This is a genomic window from Mangrovicella endophytica (genome assembly GCF_002893625.1).
Lineage (GTDB): Bacteria > Pseudomonadota > Alphaproteobacteria > Rhizobiales > Rhizobiaceae > Mangrovicella > Mangrovicella endophytica.
The window spans coordinates 37,959-62,958 of the sequence record NZ_PKMZ01000009.1 but is presented as its reverse complement, the minus strand read 5'-3'; the positions used below and the strand labels follow the sequence as shown (position 1 = coordinate 62,958).

The 25,000-nt window shown below is 66.2% G+C and carries 18 protein-coding genes and 1 pseudogene; 7 read left to right on the top strand and 12 right to left on the bottom strand.

The window, feature by feature from the left end; all coding sequences use genetic code 11:
• Window positions 1–9 precede the first annotated feature (9 nt).
• The 8 genes from edd to aceA all read right to left on the bottom strand — a co-directional run bounded on the left by edd (window position 10) and on the right by aceA (window position 11,765).
• Window positions 10–1,827, bottom strand: a complete 1,818-nt coding sequence (gene edd, locus C0R46_RS16565) for a phosphogluconate dehydratase (protein ID WP_102960774.1) — start codon at window positions 1,825–1,827, stop codon at window positions 10–12.
• A 42-nt stretch (window positions 1,828–1,869) separates the two neighbouring features.
• Entirely contained in the window at window positions 1,870–2,571 is a 702-nt protein-coding gene (gene pgl / locus C0R46_RS16560) for a 6-phosphogluconolactonase (RefSeq protein WP_102960773.1), read from the bottom strand.
• Entirely contained in the window at window positions 2,571–4,046 is a 1,476-nt protein-coding gene (gene zwf, locus C0R46_RS16555; RefSeq protein ID WP_102960772.1) for a glucose-6-phosphate dehydrogenase, read from the bottom strand. Before zwf ends, pgl begins: the two co-directional genes overlap by 1 nt.
• Window positions 4,047–4,171: 125 nt before the next feature.
• Window positions 4,172–6,757 (bottom strand): HWE histidine kinase domain-containing protein, encoded by a 2,586-nt coding sequence (locus tag C0R46_RS16550; protein ID WP_245413631.1) that lies wholly within the window; start codon window positions 6,755–6,757, stop codon window positions 4,172–4,174.
• 395 nt (window positions 6,758–7,152) lie between these two features.
• The gene (locus C0R46_RS16545) at window positions 7,153–8,436 is read right to left on the bottom strand and encodes an NAD(P)/FAD-dependent oxidoreductase (RefSeq protein WP_102960771.1); all 1,284 of its coding nucleotides are present in this window, start codon (window positions 8,434–8,436) and stop codon (window positions 7,153–7,155) included.
• A 10-nt stretch (window positions 8,437–8,446) separates the two neighbouring features.
• The gene (locus tag C0R46_RS16540) at window positions 8,447–9,790 is read right to left on the bottom strand and encodes a glutamine synthetase family protein (RefSeq protein ID WP_102960846.1); all 1,344 of its coding nucleotides are present in this window, start codon (window positions 9,788–9,790) and stop codon (window positions 8,447–8,449) included.
• Between the two features lie 365 nt (window positions 9,791–10,155).
• Window positions 10,156–10,395, bottom strand: a complete 240-nt coding sequence (locus C0R46_RS16535; RefSeq protein WP_102960845.1) for an SMc00767 family acetate metabolism repressor — start codon at window positions 10,393–10,395, stop codon at window positions 10,156–10,158.
• A gap of 68 nt (window positions 10,396–10,463) precedes the next feature.
• Window positions 10,464–11,765, bottom strand: coding sequence for an isocitrate lyase (aceA, locus tag C0R46_RS16530; RefSeq protein WP_102960770.1), 1,302 nt, complete (start codon window positions 11,763–11,765; stop codon window positions 10,464–10,466).
• A 203-nt stretch (window positions 11,766–11,968) separates the two neighbouring features.
• On the opposite strand from aceA, the gene C0R46_RS16525 reads away from it, so the two are divergent.
• Window positions 11,969–13,390: a helix-turn-helix domain-containing protein gene (locus tag C0R46_RS16525; protein ID WP_102960769.1), complete on the top strand. Its 1,422-nt coding sequence runs from the start codon at window positions 11,969–11,971 to the stop codon at window positions 13,388–13,390.
• 28 nt (window positions 13,391–13,418) lie between these two features.
• Here C0R46_RS16525 and C0R46_RS16520 read toward each other — a convergent pair whose 3' ends face one another.
• Window positions 13,419–13,727: a BrnA antitoxin family protein gene (locus C0R46_RS16520; protein WP_245413630.1), complete on the bottom strand. Its 309-nt coding sequence runs from the start codon at window positions 13,725–13,727 to the stop codon at window positions 13,419–13,421.
• On the bottom strand, window positions 13,705–13,992 hold the full coding sequence (locus tag C0R46_RS16515) for a BrnT family toxin (protein ID WP_102960767.1): 288 nt from the start codon (window positions 13,990–13,992) through the stop codon (window positions 13,705–13,707). Before C0R46_RS16515 ends, C0R46_RS16520 begins: the two co-directional genes overlap by 23 nt.
• A gap of 275 nt (window positions 13,993–14,267) precedes the next feature.
• Between C0R46_RS16515 and C0R46_RS16510 the strand changes: the two genes are divergently transcribed.
• The 6 genes from C0R46_RS16510 (at window position 14,268) to C0R46_RS16485 (ending at window position 19,850) form a co-directional block, all read left to right on the top strand.
• Entirely contained in the window at window positions 14,268–15,062 is a 795-nt protein-coding gene (locus tag C0R46_RS16510; RefSeq protein WP_102960766.1) for an aspartyl/asparaginyl beta-hydroxylase domain-containing protein, read from the top strand.
• A 74-nt stretch (window positions 15,063–15,136) separates the two neighbouring features.
• Window positions 15,137–15,625 carry a GNAT family N-acetyltransferase gene (locus tag C0R46_RS16505; protein ID WP_245413629.1) on the top strand — a complete coding sequence of 163 codons (489 nt, stop codon included), beginning with the start codon at window positions 15,137–15,139 and terminating at the stop codon, window positions 15,623–15,625.
• 130 nt (window positions 15,626–15,755) lie between these two features.
• The gene (locus C0R46_RS16500) at window positions 15,756–16,850 is read left to right on the top strand and encodes a polyamine ABC transporter substrate-binding protein (RefSeq protein ID WP_102960764.1); all 1,095 of its coding nucleotides are present in this window, start codon (window positions 15,756–15,758) and stop codon (window positions 16,848–16,850) included.
• A 69-nt stretch (window positions 16,851–16,919) separates the two neighbouring features.
• Window positions 16,920–18,074 carry an ABC transporter ATP-binding protein gene (locus C0R46_RS16495; protein ID WP_102960763.1) on the top strand — a complete coding sequence of 385 codons (1,155 nt, stop codon included), beginning with the start codon at window positions 16,920–16,922 and terminating at the stop codon, window positions 18,072–18,074.
• 34 nt (window positions 18,075–18,108) lie between these two features.
• A complete protein-coding gene (locus C0R46_RS16490) occupies window positions 18,109–19,032 on the top strand; it encodes an ABC transporter permease subunit (RefSeq protein WP_102960762.1) in 924 nt (307 codons plus the stop codon).
• A complete protein-coding gene (locus C0R46_RS16485) occupies window positions 19,029–19,850 on the top strand; it encodes an ABC transporter permease (protein ID WP_102960761.1) in 822 nt (273 codons plus the stop codon). Before C0R46_RS16490 ends, C0R46_RS16485 begins: the two co-directional genes overlap by 4 nt.
• 117 nt (window positions 19,851–19,967) lie before the next feature.
• Here C0R46_RS16485 and C0R46_RS16480 read toward each other — a convergent pair whose 3' ends face one another.
• Together C0R46_RS16480 and C0R46_RS21360 are read right to left on the bottom strand one after the other, a co-directional pair.
• On the bottom strand, window positions 19,968–21,830 hold the full coding sequence (locus C0R46_RS16480) for an AsmA family protein (RefSeq protein WP_102960760.1): 1,863 nt from the start codon (window positions 21,828–21,830) through the stop codon (window positions 19,968–19,970).
• Between the two features lie 167 nt (window positions 21,831–21,997).
• Window positions 21,998–23,353: pseudogene (locus C0R46_RS21360) on the bottom strand (PAS domain-containing sensor histidine kinase); the annotation flags it as partial.
• Window positions 23,354–25,000 lie beyond the last annotated feature (1,647 nt).

The following is a 25,000-nucleotide window of genomic DNA, read 5'->3' as shown; positions in this document are numbered from 1 at the left end:
TCTCGCTGGTCAGAAGACGCTGGCGCCCTCGCTGGCGGCACCGACGCTGTTGCGGAAGACGCCGAAGAGTTCACGGCCAAGACCGAACTCGTTGGCGGAGAGATCGATCTGCGCCGGCTCGCGGCCGCCGAGTTCGGCTGCCTCCACCAGCACTTCCAGGGTTCCGGCTTCGCCGTCCAGGCGGATCATGTCGCCCTCGCGGATGCGCCCGATAACGCCGCCATCCTTGGCTTCCGGCGTGACATGGATCGCCGCCGGCACCTTTCCGGACGCGCCGGACATGCGTCCATCGGTGACGAGCGCCACCTTCTGGCCGCGGTCGAGCAGGACGCCGAGGGCAGGGGTCAGCTTGTGCAGTTCCGGCATGCCGTTGGACCGCGGCCCCTGGAAGCGGACAACGGCAACGAAATCGCCGGTGAGGCTGCCGGCGTTGAAGGCGGCCAGCAGCTCGTCCTGATCGTTGAAGATCTTCGCCGGCGCCTCGACGATGCGGCGCTCCGGCTTCACGGCCGAGACCTTGATGACCGCACTGCCGACGTTGCCGGTCAGGATCCGCAGGCCGCCATTGTTGGAGAACGGCTTGTCGCCCGTCGTCAACACCTTCGGGTCGCCGCTCTCGACGGGAGCGGCCGCGCGGAAAACGCTCTGGCCATCCTCGGAGAGCTTGGCCTCGATGGCATAGGCCCTGAGGCCCGTACCCCAGACGGTGCGCACGTCTTCGTGCAGGAAGCCGTGATCGAGCAGTTCGCGGATCAGGAAGCCCATGCCGCCGGCGGCGTGGAAGTGGTTCACGTCCGCCAGACCGTTGGGGTAGACGCGCGCCAGGAGCGGCGTAACGTCGGACAGATCCGAAATGTCCTGCCAGGTCAGCTGGATGCCGGCGGCCCGGGCGATCGCCACGAGGTGCAGCGTGTGATTGGTCGAGCCGCCCGTCGCATGCAGTCCGACGACGCCGTTCACCACGGCGCGCTCGTCGACGATCTCGCCGGCCGGCGTGAACTCGTTGCCGATGGCAGTGATGGACAGGGCGCGCTTGGTCGCCTCGCGCGTCAGCGCGTCGCGCAGCGGCGTGTTCGGGTTGATGAAGGATGAGCCCGGCGTGTGGAGACCCATGATCTCCATCAGCATCTGGTTGGAGTTCGCCGTGCCGTAGAAGGTGCAGGTGCCGGGGCCGTGATAGGACTTCGATTCCGACTCCAGCAGCGCATCGCGCCCGACCTTGCCCTCGGCATAGAGCTGGCGAATCTTCGCCTTCTCGTCGTTCGGCAGGCCGGAGGTCATCGGCCCGGCCGGCACGAAGATCGCGGGCAGGTGTCCGAAGGTCAGGGCCGCGATGGCAAGGCCCGGCACGATCTTGTCGCAGACGCCGAGATAGACGGTGGCATCGAACATGTCGTGGCTGAGGCCGACGGCCGCCGCCATGGCGATGACGTCGCGGGAGAATAGCGACATCTCCATGCCGATCTGCCCCTGCGTGACGCCGTCACACATGGCCGGAACGCCCGATGCGACCTGCGCCGTGCCCCCGACCTCGCGCGCAGCCTCGCGGATCAGCTCCGGAAACCGCTCGAACGGCTGGTGGGCCGAGAGCATGTCGTTATAGGCGGTGATGATGCCGAGATTGGGCGTGTGGTCGCCGGAGAGACGGGCCTTGTCCGTCGGGCCGCAGGCGGCAAAGCCGTGGGCAAGGTTGCCGCAGGAGAGATGCCGGCGCACCGGCCCTGCTGCGCCCTTGGCGCGGATACGTGCCAGATAGGGTTCGCGCGTCGGAGCGGAGCGCTCGCGGATACGGTCGGTGATGTCTGCGATGCGGCGATCTACGGTCATGGGTGCCTCTTCGGATGCCGTTGCCGGCGCGCTGGGCTGTCTTCAGGGCGCCCAGAAGATCTCGAGCGCCTTCTCGCGGGGGGCGCGCAGGATGGAGCGGACGGGCAGATCCTCGATCCGCCCAGGCTGCTGTGCTGTCTCAAGGACGCGCAGCTTCTCCTCACCCTCGATATGGAGAGCGAGGAATCGTGCGTCCACCAGAACCGGTAGACAGAGCGTCACCCGAGGCTCGCCGGCACCCGGTGCCTCGATCGCGACGACCGCCGCCTTGCCGGCGGGATCAATAGCCTCGCCGAGCCGGTCGGCGCCCGGAAAGAAGGAAGCCGTGTGGCCGTCGCCGCCCATGCCCAGGATGACGACGTCGAGCGGTCGCACCAACTGTGCGAAGCGACTGCAGAGATCGCCCTCTACGGCGTGCGGATGGCCAGCCTCCATGTAGAAGGGCTCGAAATGCGCCGCCGCCGCCGGCCCCTGCAGAAGGTGGCGCCGCACCAGGGCGGCGTTGGAACGCTCGTTCGTCTCGGGCACCCAGCGCTCGTCGACGAGCAGCACCGTCACGTCCGCCCAGTCGATCTCCGCCTGCGACAGCACTTCGAAGAAGCGCTTCGGCGTCGAACCGCCGGAGACCGCAAGCGTCGCCACGCCGCGGGTCGCGATGCCACCGGCCAGCACGGCCGCAACACCGGCGGCGAGTGCTTCCGCCAGCGCGTCGCGGTTTGGATAGCGATGCATCGAGGCGGCCATCAATCCGGCTCGTGCCAGGTGCGGCCGTCGCGCTCGATCAGGGCGACGCCGGAGGAGGGTCCCCAGGTGCCGGCCGTGTAGCCCTGCGGCTTCACGCCCTTTGCTTCCCAGGCCTTCAGGATCGGGTCGACCCACTCCCAGGCAGCCTCGACCTCGTCGCGCCGCATGAACAGCGTCTGGTTGCCGCGGATGACGTCCATCAGCAGCCGCTCATAGGCGTCGGGATTACGAACGCGGAACGACTCCGCGAAACTCATGTCGAGCGGGACGTGCCGCAGACGCATGCCGCCGGGGCCTGGATCCTTGATCATCAGCCATTGCCGGACGCCCTCGTTCGGCTGCAGGCGCAGGACCAGCTGGTTCTGCACGACGTTGCCGGCGGTGCGGTCGAAGATAGAATGGGGGATGGGGCGGAAGGTGACGACGATCTCCGACATGCGCTCCGACAGGCGCTTGCCGGTCCGCAGGTAGAAGGGCACCCCCGCCCAGCGCCAGTTGCCGATCTCGGCCTTGATGGCGACGAAGGTCTCGGTATCGCTGTCGGCCTCACCGAGATCGTCGAGATAGCCCTTCACCGCGCCGCCGGCGGAAGCGCCCGCCTTGTACTGGCCGCGCACCGTGAGCTGCTCGACATTGCTCTCGTCGATCGGGCGCAGGGCCCGCAGCACTTTGAGCTTCTCGTCGCGCAGCGCGTCGGCGTTCATCGCCGAGGGCGGCTCCAGCGCCACGAGGCACATCAGCTGGACGATGTGGTTCTGCACCATGTCACGCAGCGCACCGGCCTGGTCGTAGTAGCCGGCACGCCCTTCCAGACCGACGGACTCCGCCACGGTGATCTGCACGTGGTCGATATGGGTCGAGTTCCAGACCGGCTCGTACAGCGCGTTGGCAAAGCGCAGCGCCATCAGGTTCTGCACCGTCTCCTTGCCGAGATAGTGGTCGATGCGGAAGACCTGATCCTCGCTGAAGTGGCGCCCGATCGTGTCGTTCAGCTCGCGGGCGGAAGCGAGATCGCGCCCGACCGGCTTCTCGACGACGAGACGTGTCTTCGGGTTGGACAGGCCATGCTCGCTGATGCGGCAGGCAAGATCGCCGAATAGGCCGGGGCCGACGGCGAGATAGAAGGCGCGAATGCGGTCCGGCGCCTCGTCCAGGAATGTCTTCAGCTCGTCCCAGCCCTGCTCGCTGCGGGCGTCGATCTCGCGGTAGTGCAGGCGCGCCAAGAAGCGGTCGAGCGCCTGCGGCTCGATGTCCTCCTGACGCACATGCGCCTTGATCGCGCCGCGGGCGAAGCTGCGATAGGTCTCGTCGGAGAAGAAGGTGCGCGACGCCCCGATGATGCGCGCATCGGCGGGGAGCTGACCGTCACGGTCGCGATGATACAGGGCAGGCAAGAGCTTGCGCTCGGCGAGATCCCCGTTGCCGCCGAAGACGACGTAATCGAACGGCTCGACCGGAATGATCTGGCTGGACATGCGATCCTTCTCCCGACGGAACGGGCTGTTTGAACCCGCTCTAGTCTAATCGTTTAAAAGAGACCAGAGACAAAGCTTTCGTGCGGCTGGATGCGCATCAGCCGAGCTGGCCACGACATCACTGATCAGTCGCGCGATGCGATGACGGATGTCAGCGCCGAAATGAGGTCCTCCGCCGCGAACGGCTTGCGGATGGTGAGCGCACCCTCTGCCTGTTCGGGAACGGTGATCTGGTCGCCATAACCGGTCGCAAAGATGAAGGGTATGCCGGCCCTGCTGAGGTCGGCGATCAACGGGAAGCTCGTTTCGCGTCCGAGATTGACATCGAGCAGCGCGACATCGGGCTTCTCCGCCTCGACGAGGCGCCTCGCCTCGCCGAGATTGGCGGCGGTGAAGACCTTGGTCATGCCTGCCTCGAGGAGCATCTGCTCGGCGTCCAGCGCAATGATCATGTTGTCCTCGACGATCAGGCCGATCCGCCCGGCCAGCGCAGACTTGTCCGCTGCAGCCGAAATGCGGCTCGGCGGCTTCGCGCTTGCCGGCAGGCCTGCCGCGTCAGCGTCACCGATCCGGTAGATCGAGCGCGGCAGGGTGAAGCGGGCCGTCATGCCGGCCAGGCGATAGTTCACCTCGACCTCACCGCCGAGGTCGTGCGGGATCGATCGCTCGATGATGGTCGAGCCGAATCCACGGCGCTTCGGCGGCGCCACCGGAGGGCCGCCGCTTTCGCGCCAATCGATGACGCAAGCGTCCGCCTCGTCGATCCGCCAGGTGACCTCAACCGTGCCGCGTGAATCCGACAGCGCGCCGTATTTGGCCGAGTTTGTCACCATCTCGTGGAAGACCAGCGCCATGGTCGAGAAGGCGCCCGCCTCGACAAGCACCGGCGGACCATCGATGTGAAAGCGGTCGGCCTTCTGACCGATATAGGCGGAGACCTCCGTCTCGATGATCGCCTGCAGCGACTGCGCGGAGAATTCCGCTTGCGTGATCTGGTCATGCGCCCGGGCCAGCGCCTGGATGCGGCCGCCGATGATCTGGGCAAACGAGTCGATGCTGTCCGCGCCCGGGCGGCTCTGCACGACCACCGCGCGGATCAGGCTGAGGATGTTGCGGACGCGGTGGTTCAGCTCGGCGATCAGCAGTTCCTGGCGCTGTGTGGCGAGGCCCTGCTGCCGTTCGGTCTCCTCGTTGAAGCGCAGCAGCACTTCCAGGATGCTGACCCGCAGGGCTTCGGCCGACTTCAACTCCGTCGCCGTCCAGGAACGGCTCTTGCCGTACACCGTGTCCTTCCAGGCCTCGAAGCTCCGGCGTGGCGACAGGCGCGGTCCGTTTGGTCCGAAGGTCGCCGTCTTCTCCTGCGGATTGCCGGCCCAGGTCACCGTCTGGACAAGCTCCTTGCGGAAGAACATCAGGTAGTCGCGCGGCGAGCGCGATATCGGGATCGCCAGAAGGCCGGCCGCCCGGTCCATGAAGTCGGCCCCGGCGGGATAGACGGCGCTGATCTCGTCCGTGGAGTAGACACGGCTCGATGCTGCGCGATTGAGGAAGCGGGCGAGCGCCGGCAGCTCGTCGCGCGTCGGCGTTCGGCCGAAGATGCGGGCCTCACCCTTCGACCAGACGATGAATCCGTCGCACGGGATGATGTCACGCAACTCGTCGGCAAAGTTGGCGATGGAATCGGTCGACGGCGTCGCCGCGACGATGCGCGCAACAAAGTGGTCGTGCAGCCGACGGGCCTCCTCCTCGGCCGCACGCCTTTCCTTGTAGAGGCGCCCTTCGATCATGAAGGACACCATCTGACCGAAGAGCTCGATGGTGCTGCGCAGCTCCATCGAGAGATAACGCGGCGTGTAGTGGTGCAGCGCGAACAAGCCCCACAGCGCACCGTCGATGATGATCGAGACCGACATGGACGCGCCGACGCCCATGTTCTTCAGGTACTCGATATGGATCGGCGACACGCTGCGGAGCATCGACATCGACAGGTCGATAGGCCGGCGCTCCGGATCGAACTCGGGCACGATGGGCACCGGCACGCCGTTGACGTCAGCGATCAGGCGAATCTGGTTGCGCACATAGAGGGCGCGCGCCTGTGACGGGATATCGGAGGCGGGATAGTTCAGTCCGAGGAAGCTGCCGAAGCCGCTCCGCACACTCTCGGCGACGATCTCGCCCGCACCAGTGGGAGCGAAGCGGTAGAGCATCACGCGGTCGAACCCCGCGACGCCGCGCAGCTGACGCACGGATTCGCGGAAGAGCGCCTCCAGCGTATCCGTGCGCTGGACGCGTGCCATCATGCTCTTGACCTGAACGCCCGCGTGTATCCCCTCTTCGGGCGAGCGCTCCGCCTCGATGATGATCGACTGGCCGGAAATGTGGATGGCGACGTCGTAGCAGGTGCCGTCGCCGAGAAAGTCGAAGCCGAACAAACGCTCGGAGGCATCGCTGGAGGACATCACCTGCAGGCGGCCGCGCAGAGTATGCACCGTCTCTGCCGGCAGAACGTTCATCAGCGGCTCGCCGACGATGGCATCCGCCTCGCGCCCGAGATAGGTGCCGACGTTCACCGAGGCGTGCTGGATCAGCCAGTCCATCGAGACCGCAAGCAAAAATCCGAAATCCTGGATGTGACCCAGGAGGTGGATCGGCTCGCGATCGCAATTGGACAGATCGACCCGAAAGTTCTGTGGATCGTCCGTCAGGCTCACTGCTTCGTTGCCTTCGTTCCCACCGGATTGCCGCAGCTGCGTTTGTCCGCGCGGACATAGTCCACCGAGGCTTTCGTGAACCCTGCAGGGTCCCCGCAGCCCTTGCGACCGTTCGTCGCCATGTTGACGGCCAAGCGCGTCGTCCGGGCGTCGCGGCAACGCTCCCGCTCGCAGTGGATTGCCGCGACGGGGCCGATGCCTGCTGGCCGACGCTGCGGGTATGGCGCGATGATCATTCTGACGATGACGGGACTGTCCTCAACATGCGGGCCTCACGTCCCGACAGATAGGCCCGAATATTTCACGCACGCACGGAAATGTCGCCCCGCTGGCGCCTGCCGCGTGGTGAAGGCAATTTAGGCCGAAGCGTGACGCTGGCGTGAACACTTCGAAGGTTACAGCCGGTCCCGCAGTGAGAACCAAGTCATTGCAAGGAAGAGCAAGGGTGTACGAAGTAACCGCCCACCCGGAAATGCGCCGAGATCGAGCTGCTCCAACACGGAAAGTTGATCAGTCAAACCAATGATCCGCTCGGCATAAAGACGGCCGGCAAAGTTCGACAGCATCACCCCGTGACCGGAAAAGCCGCCGATCGCGGTGATGCCAGGTCCAAGGGTCCTGACGAAGGGCATGCGCTGCAGCGTGATCCCGACGGATCCGCCCCAGGCATGGGTCAACCGTACGCCGGCGAGATGCGGATAGACTTCGGCGATCTGCCGCCGGATGTGGGAGGCGATATCGCCCGTCGCAGAGGTGTAGGCCTCCCGCCCGCCGAACAGCAGCCGGTTGTCGGCGCTCTTGCGGAAGTAGCGCACGACGAAGCGGGAGTCGTCGCAGGATTCGCCGCCCGGCAGCACGCGCTCCGGCTCGGCGAGCGGCTCCGTCGCGCCGATGAACGAGCTGATCGGCAGGATGTGGCGCGCCGTCTCCGGATGCAATCCGGCCCCGGAGGCGTTGGTCGCGATCAGCGCGCGTTCGGCCCGTACTTCGCCCCCAGCCGTGCTGACGATGATGCGGCCGTCCTGGCGGGAGATCGCCGTAACGGCGCTCGCCTCGAAGAGCTGCGCGCCCGCCTCGCCCGCCAGCCGCGCGGTGCCGACCACGAGCTTCATCGGATTGATGTGACCGGTGCCGGTGTCGCGGATGCCCCCGAAGTAGCGCTTCGACCCCACGCGAGCCGCCGTCTCCTCAGCATCCATGAACTGCGCGTCGCCATAACCGTATCGCGTCGCCAGCACCTCCGCCTGCTCACGATAGTCGGCGACGTAGCGGCGCTTGTGCGCGACGGAGAGCTGGCCAGCGCGATAATCCGCGTCGATCCCGTTCTCAGCCATGAAGCTGAGGAGGTGGCGCTTGGCCGCCTCGGCGAGGTCGAACAGCGCCTTCGAGCGCGCAAAGCCGTAGAGCGCTTCGAGCTCCGCGGGCCATAGGCGCTGGCCGGTGCCCATCTGCCCGCCATTGCGCCCCGAAGCGCCGTCGCCGAGGCGATGCGCCTCCAGGAGCACGACGCCGACGCCAGCGCGGGCGAGATGAAGAGCCGCCGACAAGCCGGTGAAGCCGCCGCCGACCACGACGACGTCGGTATCGATCCGCTCCGTCAATGCGCCGAAGGCAGGGCGCTCGATGCCGTCCTCGTACCAGGAGCGACCCGGCGAGATCGGCGATTGGTACAGCTGCAACCGCTGCGCCCTAGACCTGCAGCAGCAGGAACTCGCGCTCCCACGGGCTGATCACCTGCATGAAGGTCTCGAACTCGCCGCGCTTCACCCCGGCATAGGTGCCGACGAACTCGCGGCTGAAGACCTCGTGGAACTCCGGCTCGCATTCGAAGGCGGCAACGGCCTCCAGGAGGCCGCGCGGCAGCGAGATGCCACCGTCCTCATTGGCCGTGAGATCGGTCGGCGCGCCCGGCTCGATCGCGTTCTTCATGCCCAGCCAGCCGCAGGCGAGCGAGGCCGCCAGCGCCAGATAGGGATTGGCGTCGGAAGAGGGGAGGCGGTTCTCGACGCGCCGCCCGGCCGCATCCGAGGTCGGCACGCGGAAGGCGGTCGTGCGGTTGTCGTAGCCCCAGGCATTGTTGGTCGGCGCGCTCATCCCGTAGGTGAGGCGGCGGTAGGAATTCACGTAGGGCGCCATCATCACCAGGGCGGCCGGCACGTAGCGCTGCATCCCGCCGATGAAGTTGTAGAACAGCGCCGAGGGCGAGCCGTCGGCATCCGAGAAGATGTTGCGGCCGGTCGCCCGGTCCACCACCGACTGGTGGATGTGCATGGCCGAACCCGGCTGGCCCTGGATGGGCTTGGCCATGAAGGTCGCGTAGATCCCGTGCTTGAGCGCCGCCTCGCGGATCGTGCGCTTGAACATGAAGACCTGATCGGCAAGCTCGATCGGATGCCCGTGCCGCAGGTTGATTTCCAGCTGCGCGGCGCCGTCTTCATGGATCAGCGTGTCGATCTCGAGCCCCTGACACTCCGAGAAGTCGTAGATGTCGTCGATCAGCTCATCGAATTCGTTGACGCCGCCGATCGAATAGGCCTGTCCGCTCTGGATCATCCGGCCGGAGCGCCCGATCGGCGGGGTCAGCGGGTAATCCGGATCGACATTCTTGGCGACGAGATAGAACTCGATTTCCGGCGCCACGATCGGTTGCCAGCCGCGGCTCTCGTAGAGCGAGAGCACGCGCTTCAGCACGTTGCGGGGCGTGTAGGGGACCGCCGCGCCCGACGTGTCGACAAGGTCGCAGATGATCTGGGCCGTCGGATCGCTTTCCCACGGCACGTCGGCGAGCGTGGAGAGATCCGGCATCAGCTTCAGGTCGCCGTCATTGGGCGAATAGCGGAACTCGCCAGTCTCCTCCGGGTATTCGCCGGAGATGGTGTGCATGAAAAGTGCCGACGGCAAAGCCAGCGAGGTGTTGCCGGTGAACTTCTTGGCCGGCATCATCTTGCCGCGGGCAACACCGGCGAGATCCGGCGTGATGCACTCGATGTCGTCGATGCCGCGTGCGGCCAGCCAGTCGGCGGCTTCCGACATGGACCGGACGCCACGCTTGGACAGAAGGAACGCCGGCTGGTCGTCCTTCGACAGGCGAAAATGCGGTCCGTCGGCGCTCTGCTGGGCTGCTGGCCTTGGGGGGGCGGCCAGCGCCTCACTCAAGCCCTGCAGGGGATGCTCCGTTCCACGTTTGCTGGAGGACGCCTTGGCGGGGCTTCCCGGTCTGAGACTGCGCGACATGATTCTCGCCGTGGCTGATTGGGCGAAATCATAACCCAGCCGCCCCGCCGGTGGGAAGCTCAGCCGGCGAGGCGGGTAGCGGCGAGATGAATCCAGCCGCCTCTGCTGCTGAGGCCGGCTTCGCGATCTTCACAAGACGGCGAAGCGGAGCTCGATCCCAGAAATCACGTCTTGACGATCACCGGGATCAGCAGATCGCCCCAGTTGCCATCGCCGCCGTGATGGCGGGCGGAGCGGACGAGCTCCACCGACAGGCCGGCCTCGACGGCCTTCATCACCGCCTGGTTCAGCCGGTGCAGGTCGTTGGCGAGCGTGCGCACCGTCGCCTGCTGCGCCTCGCTCATGGACGAGGACTGCTCCTCGGCACGCTCGCGCACCCTTGTGCGCGGCCGGTTCTGGTTCATCGTCTCCGATATCAGGACGTTGCTCATCGCTTCTGTCTCCTCCTGGGGCGATGGTGGGCTGGCTCGGCCTATTCGGCGGCGACGCCGAGCGCCTCGCCGTGGAACTGCGCACTTTCAGTCGATCCGCCCATGGCAGTGGTCGAGGACGCGCCTCCGGTGATCGCTAGCGACACGGCATCGAAATAGCTGGTGCCGACCTCGCGCTGGTGCTTGGTGGCCGTGTAGCCGTTCGCTTCGGAGGCGAACTCGGCCTCCTGCAGCTCGGCATAGGCAGCCATCTGCCGGTTGCGGTAGCCGCGGGCGAGCTCGAACATGCCGTGGTTCAGCTGGTGGAAGCCGGCGAGCGTGATGAACTGGAACTTGTAGCCCATGGCGCCGAGCTCGCGCTGGAACTTGGCGATCGTGGCGTCATCGAGATGCTTCTTCCAGTTGAAGGAGGGCGAGCAGTTATAGGCGAGAAGCTTGCCCGGGTGCTCGCGCCGCACGCCTTCCGCAAAGCGCCGCGCTTGTTCCAGATCCGGCTTGGAGGTCTCGCACCAGATGAGGTCGCAATAGGGCGCATAGGCGACGGCGCGCGCGATGCACGGCTCCAGCCCGTTGCGCAGGTGGAAGAAGCCCTCGGCCGTGCGGCCCGCCTCGTAATCGACGAACAGCCTGTCGCGCTCGTCGATGTCGGAGGTGATCAGCTTGGCTGCCTCCGCGTCGGTGCGAGCGATGACGAGCGTCGGCACGCCCATCACGTCGGCAGCGAGACGCGCGGCGGAGAGGTTGCGGATATGGGCGCTCGTCGGGATCAGCACCTTGCCGCCGAGATGGCCGCACTTCTTTTCCGACGCCAGCTGATCCTCATAGTGGACGCCCGCCGCACCGGCCTCGATGAAGGCTTTCATGATCTCGAAGGCATTCAGCGGTCCGCCGAAGCCGGCCTCCGCATCGGCGACGATCGGCGCGAACCAGGTCTCCACCGAGCGGCTGCCTTCGGCATGTTCGATCTGGTCGGCGCGCTGCAGCGTGCGATTGATGCGGCGGCAGAGCTCGGGCGCCGCATTGGCGGGATAGAGCGACTGGTCGGGATACATGGCCGAGGCGGTGTTGGCGTCGGCGGCGACCTGCCACCCCGACAGGTAGATCGCCTTCAGTCCGGCGCGCACCTGCTGCATCGCCTGGTTGCCGGTCATTGCGCCGAGCGCGTTGACGAAATCCTCGGACCTGAGGAGCGACCAAAGCCGGTTGGCGCCGTTCTCGGCCAGCGTATAGCGGATCGGCAGCGAGCCGCGCAGCCGCTCGACGTCGGCCGCGCTGTGGGTACGGCTGATCCCGTCGAAACGGCCGTCCGGTGCGGCGGGAACGAGCTTGTAAAAGTCTGTCATGGCGGCTCCCCATCAAGTCTGCCTGCCGACGACCTCCCGTGGCGTCGGCTGTGAGGAGCATGTGACGAAATCGGCTGGACATGCCAGGAAGCAGCTCTCAATCGGGCTGTGAATGAGGTTGCTCTGTATTGTCTTTGACAAAGCTTGACTGTAATTTTGTAAAAGCCGTGTGAACGTCAGCGTCTGTCAAGAACGGTAAAGCGGTGCACGAGACTAAGATCTTCGCCGGTCCGCATATACGCCGGATCCGCAACGGCCTCGGCCTGACGCAGACCGCCATGGCGTCCGGCATCGGCATCTCGCCCTCCTATCTCAACCTGATCGAGCGCAACCAGCGGCCCCTGACCGTGCAGCTGATCCTGCGGCTGTCGGAGGTCTACGGGGTTGATCCCGGCGAGCTTCGGGGTGGCAAGGCGCGCGAGCTGCAGGGTGAGCTGAAGGCGATTTTCGCAGACCCTCTGTTGGCCGACGAACTTCCCGGGGACCAGGAACTCGGCGAGCTCGCCGCGACCGCGCCGAACGTCGCGGCCGGTCTCGCCAAGCTCTATCGCGCCTATCGCGAGCAGCATGAGCGGTTGTCCGATCTGAGCGAACTCCTGGCGCGCGAGGGGCGTGGCACGCCGGTCGCGGCCGCGCGTCTGCCGCTCGACGAGGTGCGGGACGTCCTGGAGAACCGGCCCAATCATTATGCCGCGATCGAGGCCGCTGCCGAGCGCCTGCACCAGAGCTTCGAGCCGGGCGACGATCCTGGCGCGGTACTGCGCGGCTGGCTGCGCAGCCGCCACGACATCGCCGTTCGCGTGCTGCCGGCCGATGTCATGCCGATCTGGCGACGGCGATTCGACCGGCACTCGCGGCGGCTGTTCCTGTCGGAGCGGCTATCGGCGGCGGACCGGTTGAGGGAGGTCGCGGCCGAGGTTTTCACGCTCGCCTATGAGGATGTCGTCGCGTCGGAAGCCGACAGCTTCGGCTTCTCGGGGCCTGAGGCGTTGCGCCTCGCCCGCCTGGAACTGATGCGCTATGCCGCGCATGCGCTGATGATGCCCTATGCACCGTTCCAGACCGCGGCCGAGCGCTGCGGCTATGACGTCACCGTGCTGGCGAGCCGCTTCGGCGTCTCATTCGAGCAGGCCGCGCAGCGGCTGACGACGCTGCAGCGGGCGAGCGCGCCGGGTATTCCCTTCTTCCTGATGGAGGTGGATCACGCCGGCAATCGCATTCGCCGGGTCGGCGCGCGCGGCTTTCCCGCGCAGCGCTTCGGTGGCGATTGCCCCAAGCTGCCGATCCACATGGCCTTCGCGCAGCCGGATGCGGTTCTCGCCGAAATGGCCGAGATGCCCGGTGGAGCATCCTTTCTTCTCGTCACGCGGACGGTCGATGGTCCGACGGCTCGCTTTGGCGAGCGCCCACGCCGCACGGCGATCCTGATCGGCTGCGATGCCGCACATAAGGATGCGACCATCTACGGCCGGCAGCTTGGGTCCGGCGCGGTGCCGACGCCGATCGGCCCGGCCTGCCGCTTCTGCGAGCGGCAGGCTTGCATCGCCCGCGCAGCGCCGCCGCTGACCCGCCCGCTCGGTCTCGACGAACGGGTGGGCGGTCTGTCACCGTTCGATTTTCAATGAGGAAGTGGCAGTCTGACAGATATGTGCTCTATGAGCCCAGACCAAGCGCCTCGCGCAGACGAGCATTCGCGCGGGTCTGCCAGCCGGGGCCTTCTGCTTTCAGGGCTTCGATGACGTCGGGATCGAGGCGTAGCGTCACCTGCCTCTTCGGATTCTCAGCTGGCCTGCGACCTCGCCGCGCCTGAGCGAACTCTTCATCCGTCATCGGGCGCGAATCCGGGTCCGCCTCGGCGGCTGCCGTGATCGCCAGATCCTCCTTCGGTGTCATCGCTTCTAGGTTGGCTCGTGCAATCGCCAGTGCCTCGGTGCGGCGGTCATGCTTCGAACGAATCGGCATAGCGCTTGATCTCTCTTGCGTTGGCTTTGCGGAGCGAGATGACGCGGATCGCCGTGCCGCGCGTCGTATAGACGAGAACGTGGATGCGGCCAGCGAGCGGTGCCGTAGCGATCCAGCGCTCTTCGCCATAGACGAGCCTTTCGTCCAATACGATCGTCGCGAGGTCGAAGCGAAAGGTTGCGGCGTCCGTAAAGGCGACGCCGTGGCGAGCGAGGTTCGTCGCCGCTTTTGCCTCGTCCCACTCGAAAGCCAAGCTCTTCGCCATGGAATTCTAGTAACTACAGAAAATAGGTAAGAGAGGCAATGTTCGCCTTGAACTGCGAAGTGCGTCGGCACCGCCCGAACCATACTGTGCATGTCTTGCGCCGCTGACCCGCCCGCTCGGTCTCGACGAGCGTGTGGGCGGTCTGTCGCCGTTCGATTTTCAATGACGGCGCTCCAAATGGCTGGAGCCGCCCGCGAAGCGCCGCTATTCAGGCAGACAGCAGCTGCGCGCCGACAACCGTCGCATGTGGCCGGCAGAGACCGAGGTGATGTCCCATGGATCAGATCAACAGCCAGCAGAAGGCCAAGACGGCCGGCCTCGAAGACACGATGAGCGGCGCGGGCGCCGTTGCCCGCACGGTGCAGAAGCTGGTGGACGGCGCCGAGAAGCTGAACCTGAAATATTCGGCCGTCGGCAACCCGCCGGTTTTCCCGACCGATGCGTTTCCCTGGGCGCGTGAGGTCGAGGCCGAATGGCACCTGATCCGTGCGGAACTCGATAAGATCCTGGTGCGCAAGGGCGATCTCCCGGCTTTCCATGAGATCTCCTCGGAGGTGCGCTCCATCTCCTCGGACCAGAACTGGAAGACGTTCTTCCTCTGCGGCTACGGCATCAAGTCGGAGGAGGCGATCCGGCAGTGTCCGCAGACCTGGCGCATCTTGCAGAAGATTCCCGGCCTGAAGTCGGCGATGTTCTCCATCTTCGAGCCCGGCAAGCATCTGCCGCCGCATCGCGGCCCCTATAACGGTGTGCTGCGCTTCCACCTCGGCCTGATCGTGCCGAACGAGCCCGACAAGATCGGCATCCGCGTCGACAAGGAACTCTGCCACTGGGAAGAGGGCAAGGCGCTGATCTTCGACGACGCCTATGAGCACGAGGCCTGGAACCATTCCGACAAGGTGCGCGTGGTGCTCTTCGTCGATTTCGAGAAGCCGACGAGCTTCCCGGCGAACATCACCAACAAGGCCATCCTGAATCTCGCCGTCTTCACCCCATTCATCCGCGAGGGCTACAAGGCTCATAAGGCGTGGGAGAAGATGTTCTACGGCGAAGGGCGCAAGCACCGCTGAAGGCGATGTCGGCAGCAGCGGCCGCCGCATCCGGCGGCCCAGGGCACAACCTAGACAGTGCGCTCTGGCGCCCGATGCACGGCGACGAGGTCGCGGCGGTGACCGCGCTGGCGGACCGTGTCCACCCGGGCCTGCCGGAAGACCAAGCGGTGTTTGCCGAGCGGCTGGCGCTGTGGCCGCGCGGCTGCCTCGTTCTCGCGAGCGCGGACGACGTTATCCTCGGCTATGCGGTGTCGCATCCCATCCGCCGGCACGAGCCGCCGTCACTGGGAAAGCTGCTGCGCAGCCTGCCGGACAATGCCGACAGCTACTACCTCCACGACGTCGTGGTCGCGCCGGAAGCGCGGGGGAAAGGCCATGCTGAAGCAGGCGTTCGCCGGCTGCTCGACGAGGCGCAAGCCTTCCCCATCGCGGCGCTGATCTCGGTCTACGGAACGGCCCCGTTCTGGCACCGCTTCGGCTTCGAGCTCACCGACGGCGTGCTGCCGGCTGAACGCCTCGCCGCCTATGGCGAAGACGCGCGCTATATGCTGAGGCCGAACCCGTCGGCGATCCCCGGATAAACCTCTCGCTGCGGTGCGAAACCGGGACTAGGAATCGCTCCGCCGATGTTCTTTACTCCGCCGTAACGAATGGCGTATCGGCGACGGACGTCTGCTCTTAAACCTGCACCCTGGAAGGGAGTTTCCCCGGATGACCTTGCGCCTGGCAACCCTCGTCGGCACTGCCATCCTTCTCGCCTCGAGCCTTTCGGCGCCCGCGCAGGAGCGCGTCGTCAACGTCTACAACTGGTCGGACTACATCGATCCGGCGATCCTCGAGCAGTTCACCAAGGAAACTGGGATCAAGGTCGTCTACGACGTCTACGATTCCATGGAGGTGCTGGAGACCAAGCTGCTGGCGGGGGGCTCCGGCTACGACATCGTCGTTCCCACCGACCGCAACCTGCAGCGGATGATCCAGGCGGGCGTTCTGCAGCCGCTGGACAAGTCCAAGATCCCGAACCTGTCGCATATGTGGCCGGCGATCACCGACCGTGTCGCCACCTATGACCCCGAGAACAAGTTCGCCGTGAACTACATGTGGGGCACGACGGGCATCGGCTACAACACGCAGATGATCGAGAAGCGGCTGCCGAATGCGCCGGTCAATTCGATGGACATGCTGTTCAAGCCGGAGGTGGTGTCGAAGTTCGCCGATTGCGGCGTCTATCTTCTCGACAGCCCGGACGACATCATGCCGGCAGCGCTCGCCTATCTCGGTCTGAAGCCGGACTCCAAGGAGGAGGCCGACCTCCAGAAGGCGGCCGACCTTGTGAAGTCGGTGCGCCCCTATATCCGCAAGTTCCACTCCTCGGAGTTCATCGAGGCGCTGGCCAACGGCGATGCCTGCATCGCCTTCGGCTATTCCGGCGACATCCTGCAGGCGCGCGACCGTGCCGCCGAGGCCAATAACGGCGTCACCATCGCCTATTCCATCCCGAAGGAAGGCGCGCTGCTCTGGACGGACTCCATGGCGATCCCGGCCGATGCGCCGCACGTCGCCGAGGCGCATGAGTTCATCAACTTCATCCAGCGCCCGGAGATCATCGCCAAGGCGACCGACTTCGTGAACTACCCGAACGGCAACCTCGACTCCCAGAAGCTGATCAAGCCCGAGATTCTCGCGGACAAGTCGATCTATCCCGACGACGAGACGCTGTCTCATCTCTACACGACGACGCCGAACGATGCCCGCACGCAGCGGACGCTGACCCGGCTCTGGACCAGCGTGAAGACCGGCCAGTAGGCGCAAGGAAATGGGAAAGGCCGGCTGCCGGCCTTTCCCACCGGCCGCGACGTGACGAGAGGCGGGACGATGTCGAAGACCCTCGGGCCGGTGAAGCGCGCATTTGCGCCCTGGACGGACTCCGCTGCCAAGCCGGCGATTGAGTTCCGGAACGTTACCAAGAGCTTTGGCGATTTCGTCGCCGTCGGCGGCGTCTCGCTGTCGATCTACGAGCGCGAGTTCTTCTCGCTGCTCGGCCCGTCCGGCTGCGGCAAGACCACGCTGATGCGCATGCTCGCCGGCTTCGAGGAGCCGACCTCGGGCGAGATCCTGCTCGACGGCAAGCCGCTTGCCGGTGTGCCGCCCTATCGGCGGCCGGTGAACATGATGTTCCAGTCCTATGCGCTGTTTCCGCATATGAGCGTGGAGAAGAACATCGCCTTCGGCCTCAGGCAGGACGGCATGGGCAAGGCGGAGATCGAGGCGCGGGTGAAGGAAATGCTCCGGCTGGTCAAGCTCGAGCCCTTCGCCAAGCGCAAGCCGAACCAGCTTTCCGGCGGTCAGCGCCAGCGTGTCGCGCTGGCTCGCTCGCTTGCCAAGCGCCCGAAGGTACTGCTGCTCGACGAGCCGCTCGGAGCGCTCGACAAGAAGCTGCGTGAGGAGACGCAGTTCGAGCTGATGGACCTGCAGATGGACCTCGGCCTCACCTTCCTGATCGTGACCCACGATCAGGAGGAGGCGATGACGATGTCGGACCGCATCGGCGTGATGAACCACGGCAAGCTGGTCCAGATCGCCACACCGGCCGAGATCTACGAGCAGCCGAATTCGCGCTATGTCGCCGACTTCATCGGCAACATCAATCTGATCGAGGGCACGGTTGCGGCACTGCCGGGCGGCGGAACGCGGCTTGAGGCACCGGCCGCCGGTCTCGTCGTCGAGACCGATCAGGCGATTGCTGGTGGGTCCGCGGGCGTCGCCTCCTTCGCCATCCGGCCGGAGAAGGTACGCATCTCCCTCGATCGGCCTGCCGGCGCCCTGGACGGGGTCAACATGATCGCCGGTGAGGTCTGGGACATCGGCTATCTCGGGGACGTCTCGATCTACCGCGTCAAGCTCGCCAATGGCGCGGTGATGAAGGCCACAGTCGCCAACACCACGCGGCTGGTGTCACGGCCGATCAGCTGGGACGACAAGGTGTGGCTGAGCTGGTCGCGTGACGCCGGCCTGGTGCTGACGGACTGATGCCGATGCGGATGCGGCGAAGGGACAAGCGGCGATGACGGACACGAGCGGCACGGCAGCACCGGCGCCCGGCGCCTCGAAGCTGCGCTGGCTGGTCGTGGCGATCCCGTATCTGTGGCTCGTGGTCTTCTTCCTCGTGCCGTTCCTGATCGTCCTGAAGATCTCCTTCTCCACCTATGCGATCGCGCAGCCGCCCTATGAACCGGTCTTCGACCAGCTTTCGACCGTCTGGGAGCGGGCGCAGCAGTTCACGCTGGACAGCTACCGCTACCTCACCGAGGACCCGATCTACCTGCGCTCCTACCTCTCGAGCCTCAGGATCGCGGCGATCTCGACGGTGCTGCTGCTCTTGATCGGCTTTCCCATCGCCTATGGCATGGCCCGCGCACCGTCGAACATGCGCACTACGCTGCTGATGCTGGTGATCCTGCCTTTCTGGACGAGCTTCCTGATCCGCGTCTATGCCTGGATCGGCATCCTGAAGCCGGAGGGGCTGCTGACCGTCTTCCTGCAATGGATCGGCATCTTCGGCCCGGACCAGCAGGTGCATCTCCTCAACACTGACTGGGCTGTCTTCATCGGCATCGTCTACTCGTATCTGCCCTTCATGATCCTGCCGCTCTATGCGACGCTGGAGAAGCTGGACGACACCTTGCTGGAGGCGGCAGCCGATCTCGGCGCGCGCCCGTTCAAGAGCTTCTGGGTCATCACCGTCCCGCTCTCCATGCCGGGGGTGATCGCCGGCAGCTTCCTGTGCTTCATCCCGATCGTCGGCGAGTTCGTCATTCCGGACCTTCTCGGCGGCTCCGACACGCTGATGATCGGGCGTCAGCTCTGGAACGAGTTCAACGCCAATCGCGACTGGCCGACATCCTCGGCGGTCGCCGTGGTCCTGCTCCTCATCCTCGTCGTGCCGATCATGATCTTCCAGAACTACGGGCGGAGGACGGCACAGTGAGGAAGGGGCTGTCCTGGTTCAACGTGACGTCGCTGACCTTCGGCTTCGTCTTCCTCTATCTGCCGATCCTCATCCTGGTCGTCTTCTCGTTCAACCGTTCCCGCCTGGTCACGGTCTGGGCCGGCTTCTCGACGCAGTGGTACGGTTCGCTCCTCAACAATCAGCAGATGCTGGATGCGGCCTGGGTGACGCTGCGGGTGGGCGTCCTGTCCGCGACGATCGCGACCGTTCTCGGCACGCTCGCGGCGGTGACGCTGGTGCGCTACGTCCGCTTCCCCGGCCGCACGCTCTTCTCCGGCATGGTGTTCGCGCCGCTGGTGATGCCGGACGTCATCACCGGCTTGTCGCTGCTTCTGCTTTTTGTCGCAATGGACGTTGCCCGCGGCTTCTGGACGATCACCATCGCCCATACGACCTTCACCATGTGCTACGTCGCCGTGGTCGTGCAGTCGCGGTTGATCACTCTCGACCGCAGCTTGGAGGAGGCAGCGATGGATCTCGGCGCGACCCCGCTGAAGACCTTCTTCCAGGTGACGCTGCCGCTGATCATGCCGGCGGTCGTCGCCGGATGGATGCTGGCTTTCACCCTGTCGCTCGATGATCTGGTGCTTGCGAACTTCACCACCGGCGTCGGCGCGACGACGCTGCCAATCAAGATCTACAGCCAGGTGCGGCTCGGTGTGACGCCGGAGATCAACGCGGTCTGCACCATCCTGATCGCGATCGTCTCGGTGGGCGTCATCATCGCCTCGATCGGGGTGAAGCGTCGCGAGGCGCAGCGCATCCGCGACGAGCGGCTCGCCGCCACGGGCGGGTAGGCGAAGCTTCGCGATCGAGCCAGCGCTGCAACGGGTGGGGGCTCGCACGGGTGCGCTGCGGCCAGAGTCGGCCGCCGCCGACTGACGTCCAGTTCGGAGATCAACTGACGGCCGCCGTCAGATCGGCTTGTCGTCGCCTGTCTCTGTGACGGTCGGATCCGGCCATGTGCCGTGGATACGGAACTGCTTGTCCGGTGCGCCGGTGGCAAACGGCGAACCCGCCTGCGCGGTGGCCCGCAGTTCGCCAGCCATGTCGATCGTCCCGCGATCGGCTGCGAAGTCCCCACGCGCCGACAACAAAGCGTCGGCGCTATCGATGGTCAGCGACCCCAGCTGCAGCCTCGTGCCAAACGTATCGATCTGGGCATCGATCCGGCTGAAGGGCGTCCTGTTGCCGGCCGCGACCAGCTGGAACGGCGTCTGGTTGCGGGGTGCCGCGAACAGGCGGGAATCGACACCGTCGACGCGGCCGCTGCGAATGGACAGGGTAGTGTTGCTGCGGCCACGCCGCAGGATATCGGCCCAGCTCGTAACCGTGCTGTCGAAGGTCGTCGTCAGGTCGGACTGCCCGCTGACGCCGATCGCCTCGACGCCGACCGCTGGCAGCAATTGCCCCATGTCGATGCCGGACAGGCGTATCGAGGCCTGCGCCCGCGGCCGGCCGTCCCGGGCGTCGACGGTGAGGTGAATACGCGCTTCGCCGCCATACAGGGAGGCATCGCCGAGATCGAGCGTCGCGACCCCATCATTGAACATGGCGGTTGCGGCAACGTCGTTCATCGCAACATCACCGATCGTCGCTGTGGTGGCCGACAAGCGCAGGTCGACGTCGTAGTCCCTGATAAAGGCGGTGGCGATCGGGCGCTGCAGGTCGAGAAGATCGCGCGGCAGCGGCGCCACCGCATGGCCGAGCGGCGTCAGGTCCAGCGTGTCGAAGTCGAGTGTCCCGTTGATGATGGTGCGCGCGCTGCCAGAGAGCAGCTCGATGGCGCCACGGCCCGTGCTGTCGGCGAGGGTCACGGTCGCATCGGAGAGGTTGAAGCCCGTGCGCGAGGCATCCAGCATGCCGCCGAGGCTGACGGCTCCGAAATCCGGAACGGCGGTCCGCTCGTCGCCGAGCCATGCGACGGCGTTCTTCAGGGACGGCGTCGAGAGGCTGAACGAGCCTGTTAGTGCGAGCGAGGTCTGGAAGGAGCCAGTGCCTTCGAAGCTGAGGGTTAGGTGCGGTGCGGCGAGGGAGACATCGACCGAGCTGCGGCCGCCTTCGAAGAAGGCGGATGGCGCGCCGACGTCGACGCTGAGCCGCGTCTGATCCCCTCGCCAGATGTAGCTGCCTTCGATCCGGGCTGCACCGCCTTCGGTTAGGCGCTTCAGGCTGAGGTCGGCCTGGGTGATGAGCGGTGCCGCATCAGGCCGCGGCGTGCGCAAGACGCCATCGACGATGGTGAGATCCGTCAGTTCGCCGAGCCGCGGCAGGAGATCCCGCAGGGACGCCGTGACGGCCTCAAGGCGATCCACACCGGTTTCGGTGGTGCCGGCCTGGGTGCTTCCGTCCGGAGAGGGCAGGACCTTCAGCTGCGGACGGCGTAAGGTCAGGGCGTCGATCTCGGCCGTTCCGAACACGGCATCCACTAGATCGAGCTCGGCGACGATGCCGTCGATCGTCAGGACCGGCTTGCTGCGGTCGCTGCCAATGCGAATGCCCGAGGCGGTCAGGCGACTGGAGGGAAAGAGCTCGACCGTGACGGGGCCGTCGATCGAGACGGGCTGCGCGGTGAGACGTTCGAGACGATCGACGAGCAGGATCCGCGCGTCGTCCTGCCGAAGCGACAGCGACGCATAGGCGATGACGCCGGCCACGGCGCCGAGCAACAGCAGTAGGAGGCCCGTCGCTGCGAACGGGCGGCGGCGGAGATAGGCCAGCGTTCCGCGGACCGTGGAGCGCCCTTCCGGCCGTTCAGGGATCCGTCGTTCGGTCACATCGTCTCCCGCGATTCGCGCCCGCTGTTTAACGGCTTTGCTGCAGGTGCGCAAAAGCCACCGGCATTGCGGCCGTTGACGGAGCGGACACTCCCGGCAGCGTTGCTCCGACGGCTCCGCTCCGGCGGCTTCGACCGCTCAGCCAACGCCGGCCCAGGCGCCTCCGATCAGTCGGCGAGAACCCGCTGCGACGGAAAGACGATCTCCACCAGCGTGCCTTCGCCGGGCGTCGACATGATTGCGAACTGGGCGCGGTTCGCCTCCACCATTGCCTTCGTCAGCGGCAGCCCCAGGCCGGTGCCTTCGCCGCGGCTGCGCGAGGCATGCACCTGCTGGAAGGGCCGCAGCGCGATGTCGATCTCGCGCTCCGTCATACCGATGCCGCTGTCGCGGAAGCGCAGCACGACGTCGCCCTCCAGCGAATAGGTGGTGGAAACGATGATCTGACCGCCCGACGGCGTGAACCGGACCGCGTTCGACAAAAGGTTCAGGGCGATCTGGCGCATGGAGCGGCGATCGGCGACCACCGGCGGCACGGAGGAGGGCAGGTTGGAGCGAACGATGACGCGCTCGCGGTTCGCCTGCGGCTGCATCAGCGACACGACCTCGGCGATGATCTCGTTCAGCGACACCGCCTCGAAGGAGAGGTCGAGCTTGCCGGCCTCGATCTTGGAGATGTCGAGGAGATCGTTGACGAGGTCGAGAACGTGGTGGCCCGACCGCTTGATGTCGCCGAGATATTCAAGATAGCGCTCGTTGCCGATCGGCCCGAAGCACTCGGCCATCATGACGTCGGCAAAGCCGATGATGGCGTTCAGCGGCGTGCGCAGCTCATGGCTGATATTGGCCAGGAACTGGCTCTTGTGGAGGCTCGCCGCCTCGGCCTGGCGCCGCGCATTGGTGAGGTCCGTCTCGATGCGCTTCCAGTGGGCGATGTCGCGGATCACCGCGCACCAGCCGCGGCCTTGCCCCAGCCGGCCTAGCGTGATGAAGAGCGGGATGAAGCCGCCCTGCGCGACGCGGCCGATCACCTCGCGTCCGTCGTTGAGGATGCCAGCGAAGCCCTCGTCCTTCATCGTCTCGAGGTAGTCGAGCGTCGCCTTCTGGCTCTCATGGGCGAACAGCGTGACGAAGGGACGGCCGGCATAGTCGTTCTCGGCAATGCCGAAGAGCGCATGCGCCGCCCCGTTCATGCTGCGGATCAGGCCCTCGCTGTCGAGGAGCACGACCCCGTCGGTCGCCGTGTCGAGCACGGCGCGCAGCTCATCCACCTCGCTGCGCAGCCGGGCCACGAGATCGGCCTGTCCCGAAGCTGCGACGGCTTCGGTGGAAGCTGCCTGCGACCCAGGCTCGGCCTCCGCCATCTGCGGCGCGGCGAAGGACATGACGAGGCACGATCCGCCCTCGAGCGTGATGCGCTGAAGATGGACACGTGCATCGCCAAGCCGGCCATCGGCGTGGCGCAGCGCAACTTCGCCCTCGGCGAGACTGCTGTCGCGCTCGGCAAACAGCGTGTCTAGACCGCCGGCCTCGCTGAGCGTCTCCACATCGGCGTAGCCCGTCGCCTCGAAGAAGGCCCGGTTGCCGTAGATCAGTTCGCCTGATGCCTGCACCAGCACCGGCAGCGGCAGAGAGCCGTAGATTGCCTGCAGATCCGGCAGCAGCTCGGCTCGCCCGCCACGGGACTCGTCGTCGCCGAAATCCGCGTCATCGGCATCGTTGGCGGAGACAGCCGGGTCGAGAGCATCGTTTGATGGCCTCTCGCCGTCATCGCGTGCCGCGATGTCAGGGCCGGACCGGAGGGCGTCTGGACGGAGCGCGTCGTCCGATGCCGCGATCATCACTGCAGACCGGTCACTGCCAGCCATATCGTCGCGGCCGATTTCGGACGAACCCGTCGATGCCGCGGGCCCGGCTTCGTCCGGCTCGGCACGGCCGCCGAGCGTCTCGCCAATGAAACGGAAGGCAGCTTCCTCCGCCGAGGACAGCATGCCCTCGCGCGGCCGGCGGCGATCCTCGAAGCGGATGATCTTCGAGGGCGCGGAGTCATCGGATGGTTGCTCCGCCGGCGGCTCCATGCGGCGGCCGAAGGGCGGCGGCGTTTCGGTGGAGATGGTTCTGAAAACCGGCTTGCTGATCACCAGCTCTGACGACGTCGACGCATCGTCAGCCGAGGTGCCTTCGGGGCCGGCCCCGGACGGCGCATGGAGCTGCTCCGGCGAACCGACGGCCTCGGAACCGTCGATCTCGGAGGGTTGTGCCGACCTGTCGGGAGCCGCGAGCCGTCCGGACAGGATTTCGCCGATCCGCTCCGGATCCTCCACCGCCTCGCTCATCCGCAGAATTCCGAAGCCGCGGAAGCCGTCGAAGCTGCGATCGCGTGCATAGACAGGGAGGGCGGCAAGATCGACCGGCACCTTGCGCGCGCTGTCCTCCACCGGCCACAGGATGGAGCGGCCCGACCAGGTGTCGCGCCGGTCCAGCAGGCGCGTGATCTCGCCTTCGGCGTCGAAGCCGAAGACCTGCGCCACCTCGCGGAAGCTGCGGCCAATGACATCGGCAGACCGCGGCCCGACGGCCGCGGCGAATTCCGGCGACAGGCTGCGGAAGCGGCCGTCGCGATCGATCTGCCAGACGAAGCGCACGGGCGGCGTATCGAAGCGGGGAACGAAAATGCCGCTCTCAGCCTGCTGCGGCGTAGCGTCCGCCGCCTCGTCCGGAGTGGCCTCGGCGGCTGCGCCATCCCCTGCAGGCGCAGGGGCTGCGGCCTCTTCCGGAGCGATGTCGTCGGGCTCGGATTCGACTGCCGCCGCCGGATCAATCATCGCAGCTGTTTCGCCGGCCGTCGCTGCGTCGTCCTGCATCGCCGCGAATCGGTCTTCTCCGTCGGCAGGATCCGTGCTGGCGGCTGTGCGGATATGGCCCTCGTCCGAGGCCAACTCGGGCTCGCCGGCATCCTCACCAACGGGCGCGCCGTCACCCTCTGAGAGGTGCTGTGACCCCGCATGGGCATCGGCGGCACTGAGAAGCGCAGCGTCTGCGTCGTCGGAAGCATCGTCCTGCGTAGGCTCAAGCTCGGTCGTCGCATCGTCCGGCTCAGGCTGTCGGTCGACAGTTTCCGCGCGCAGTGCTTCGGCAGCCTCGGCCTCGGTCGTCTCCGACGAAGGCAG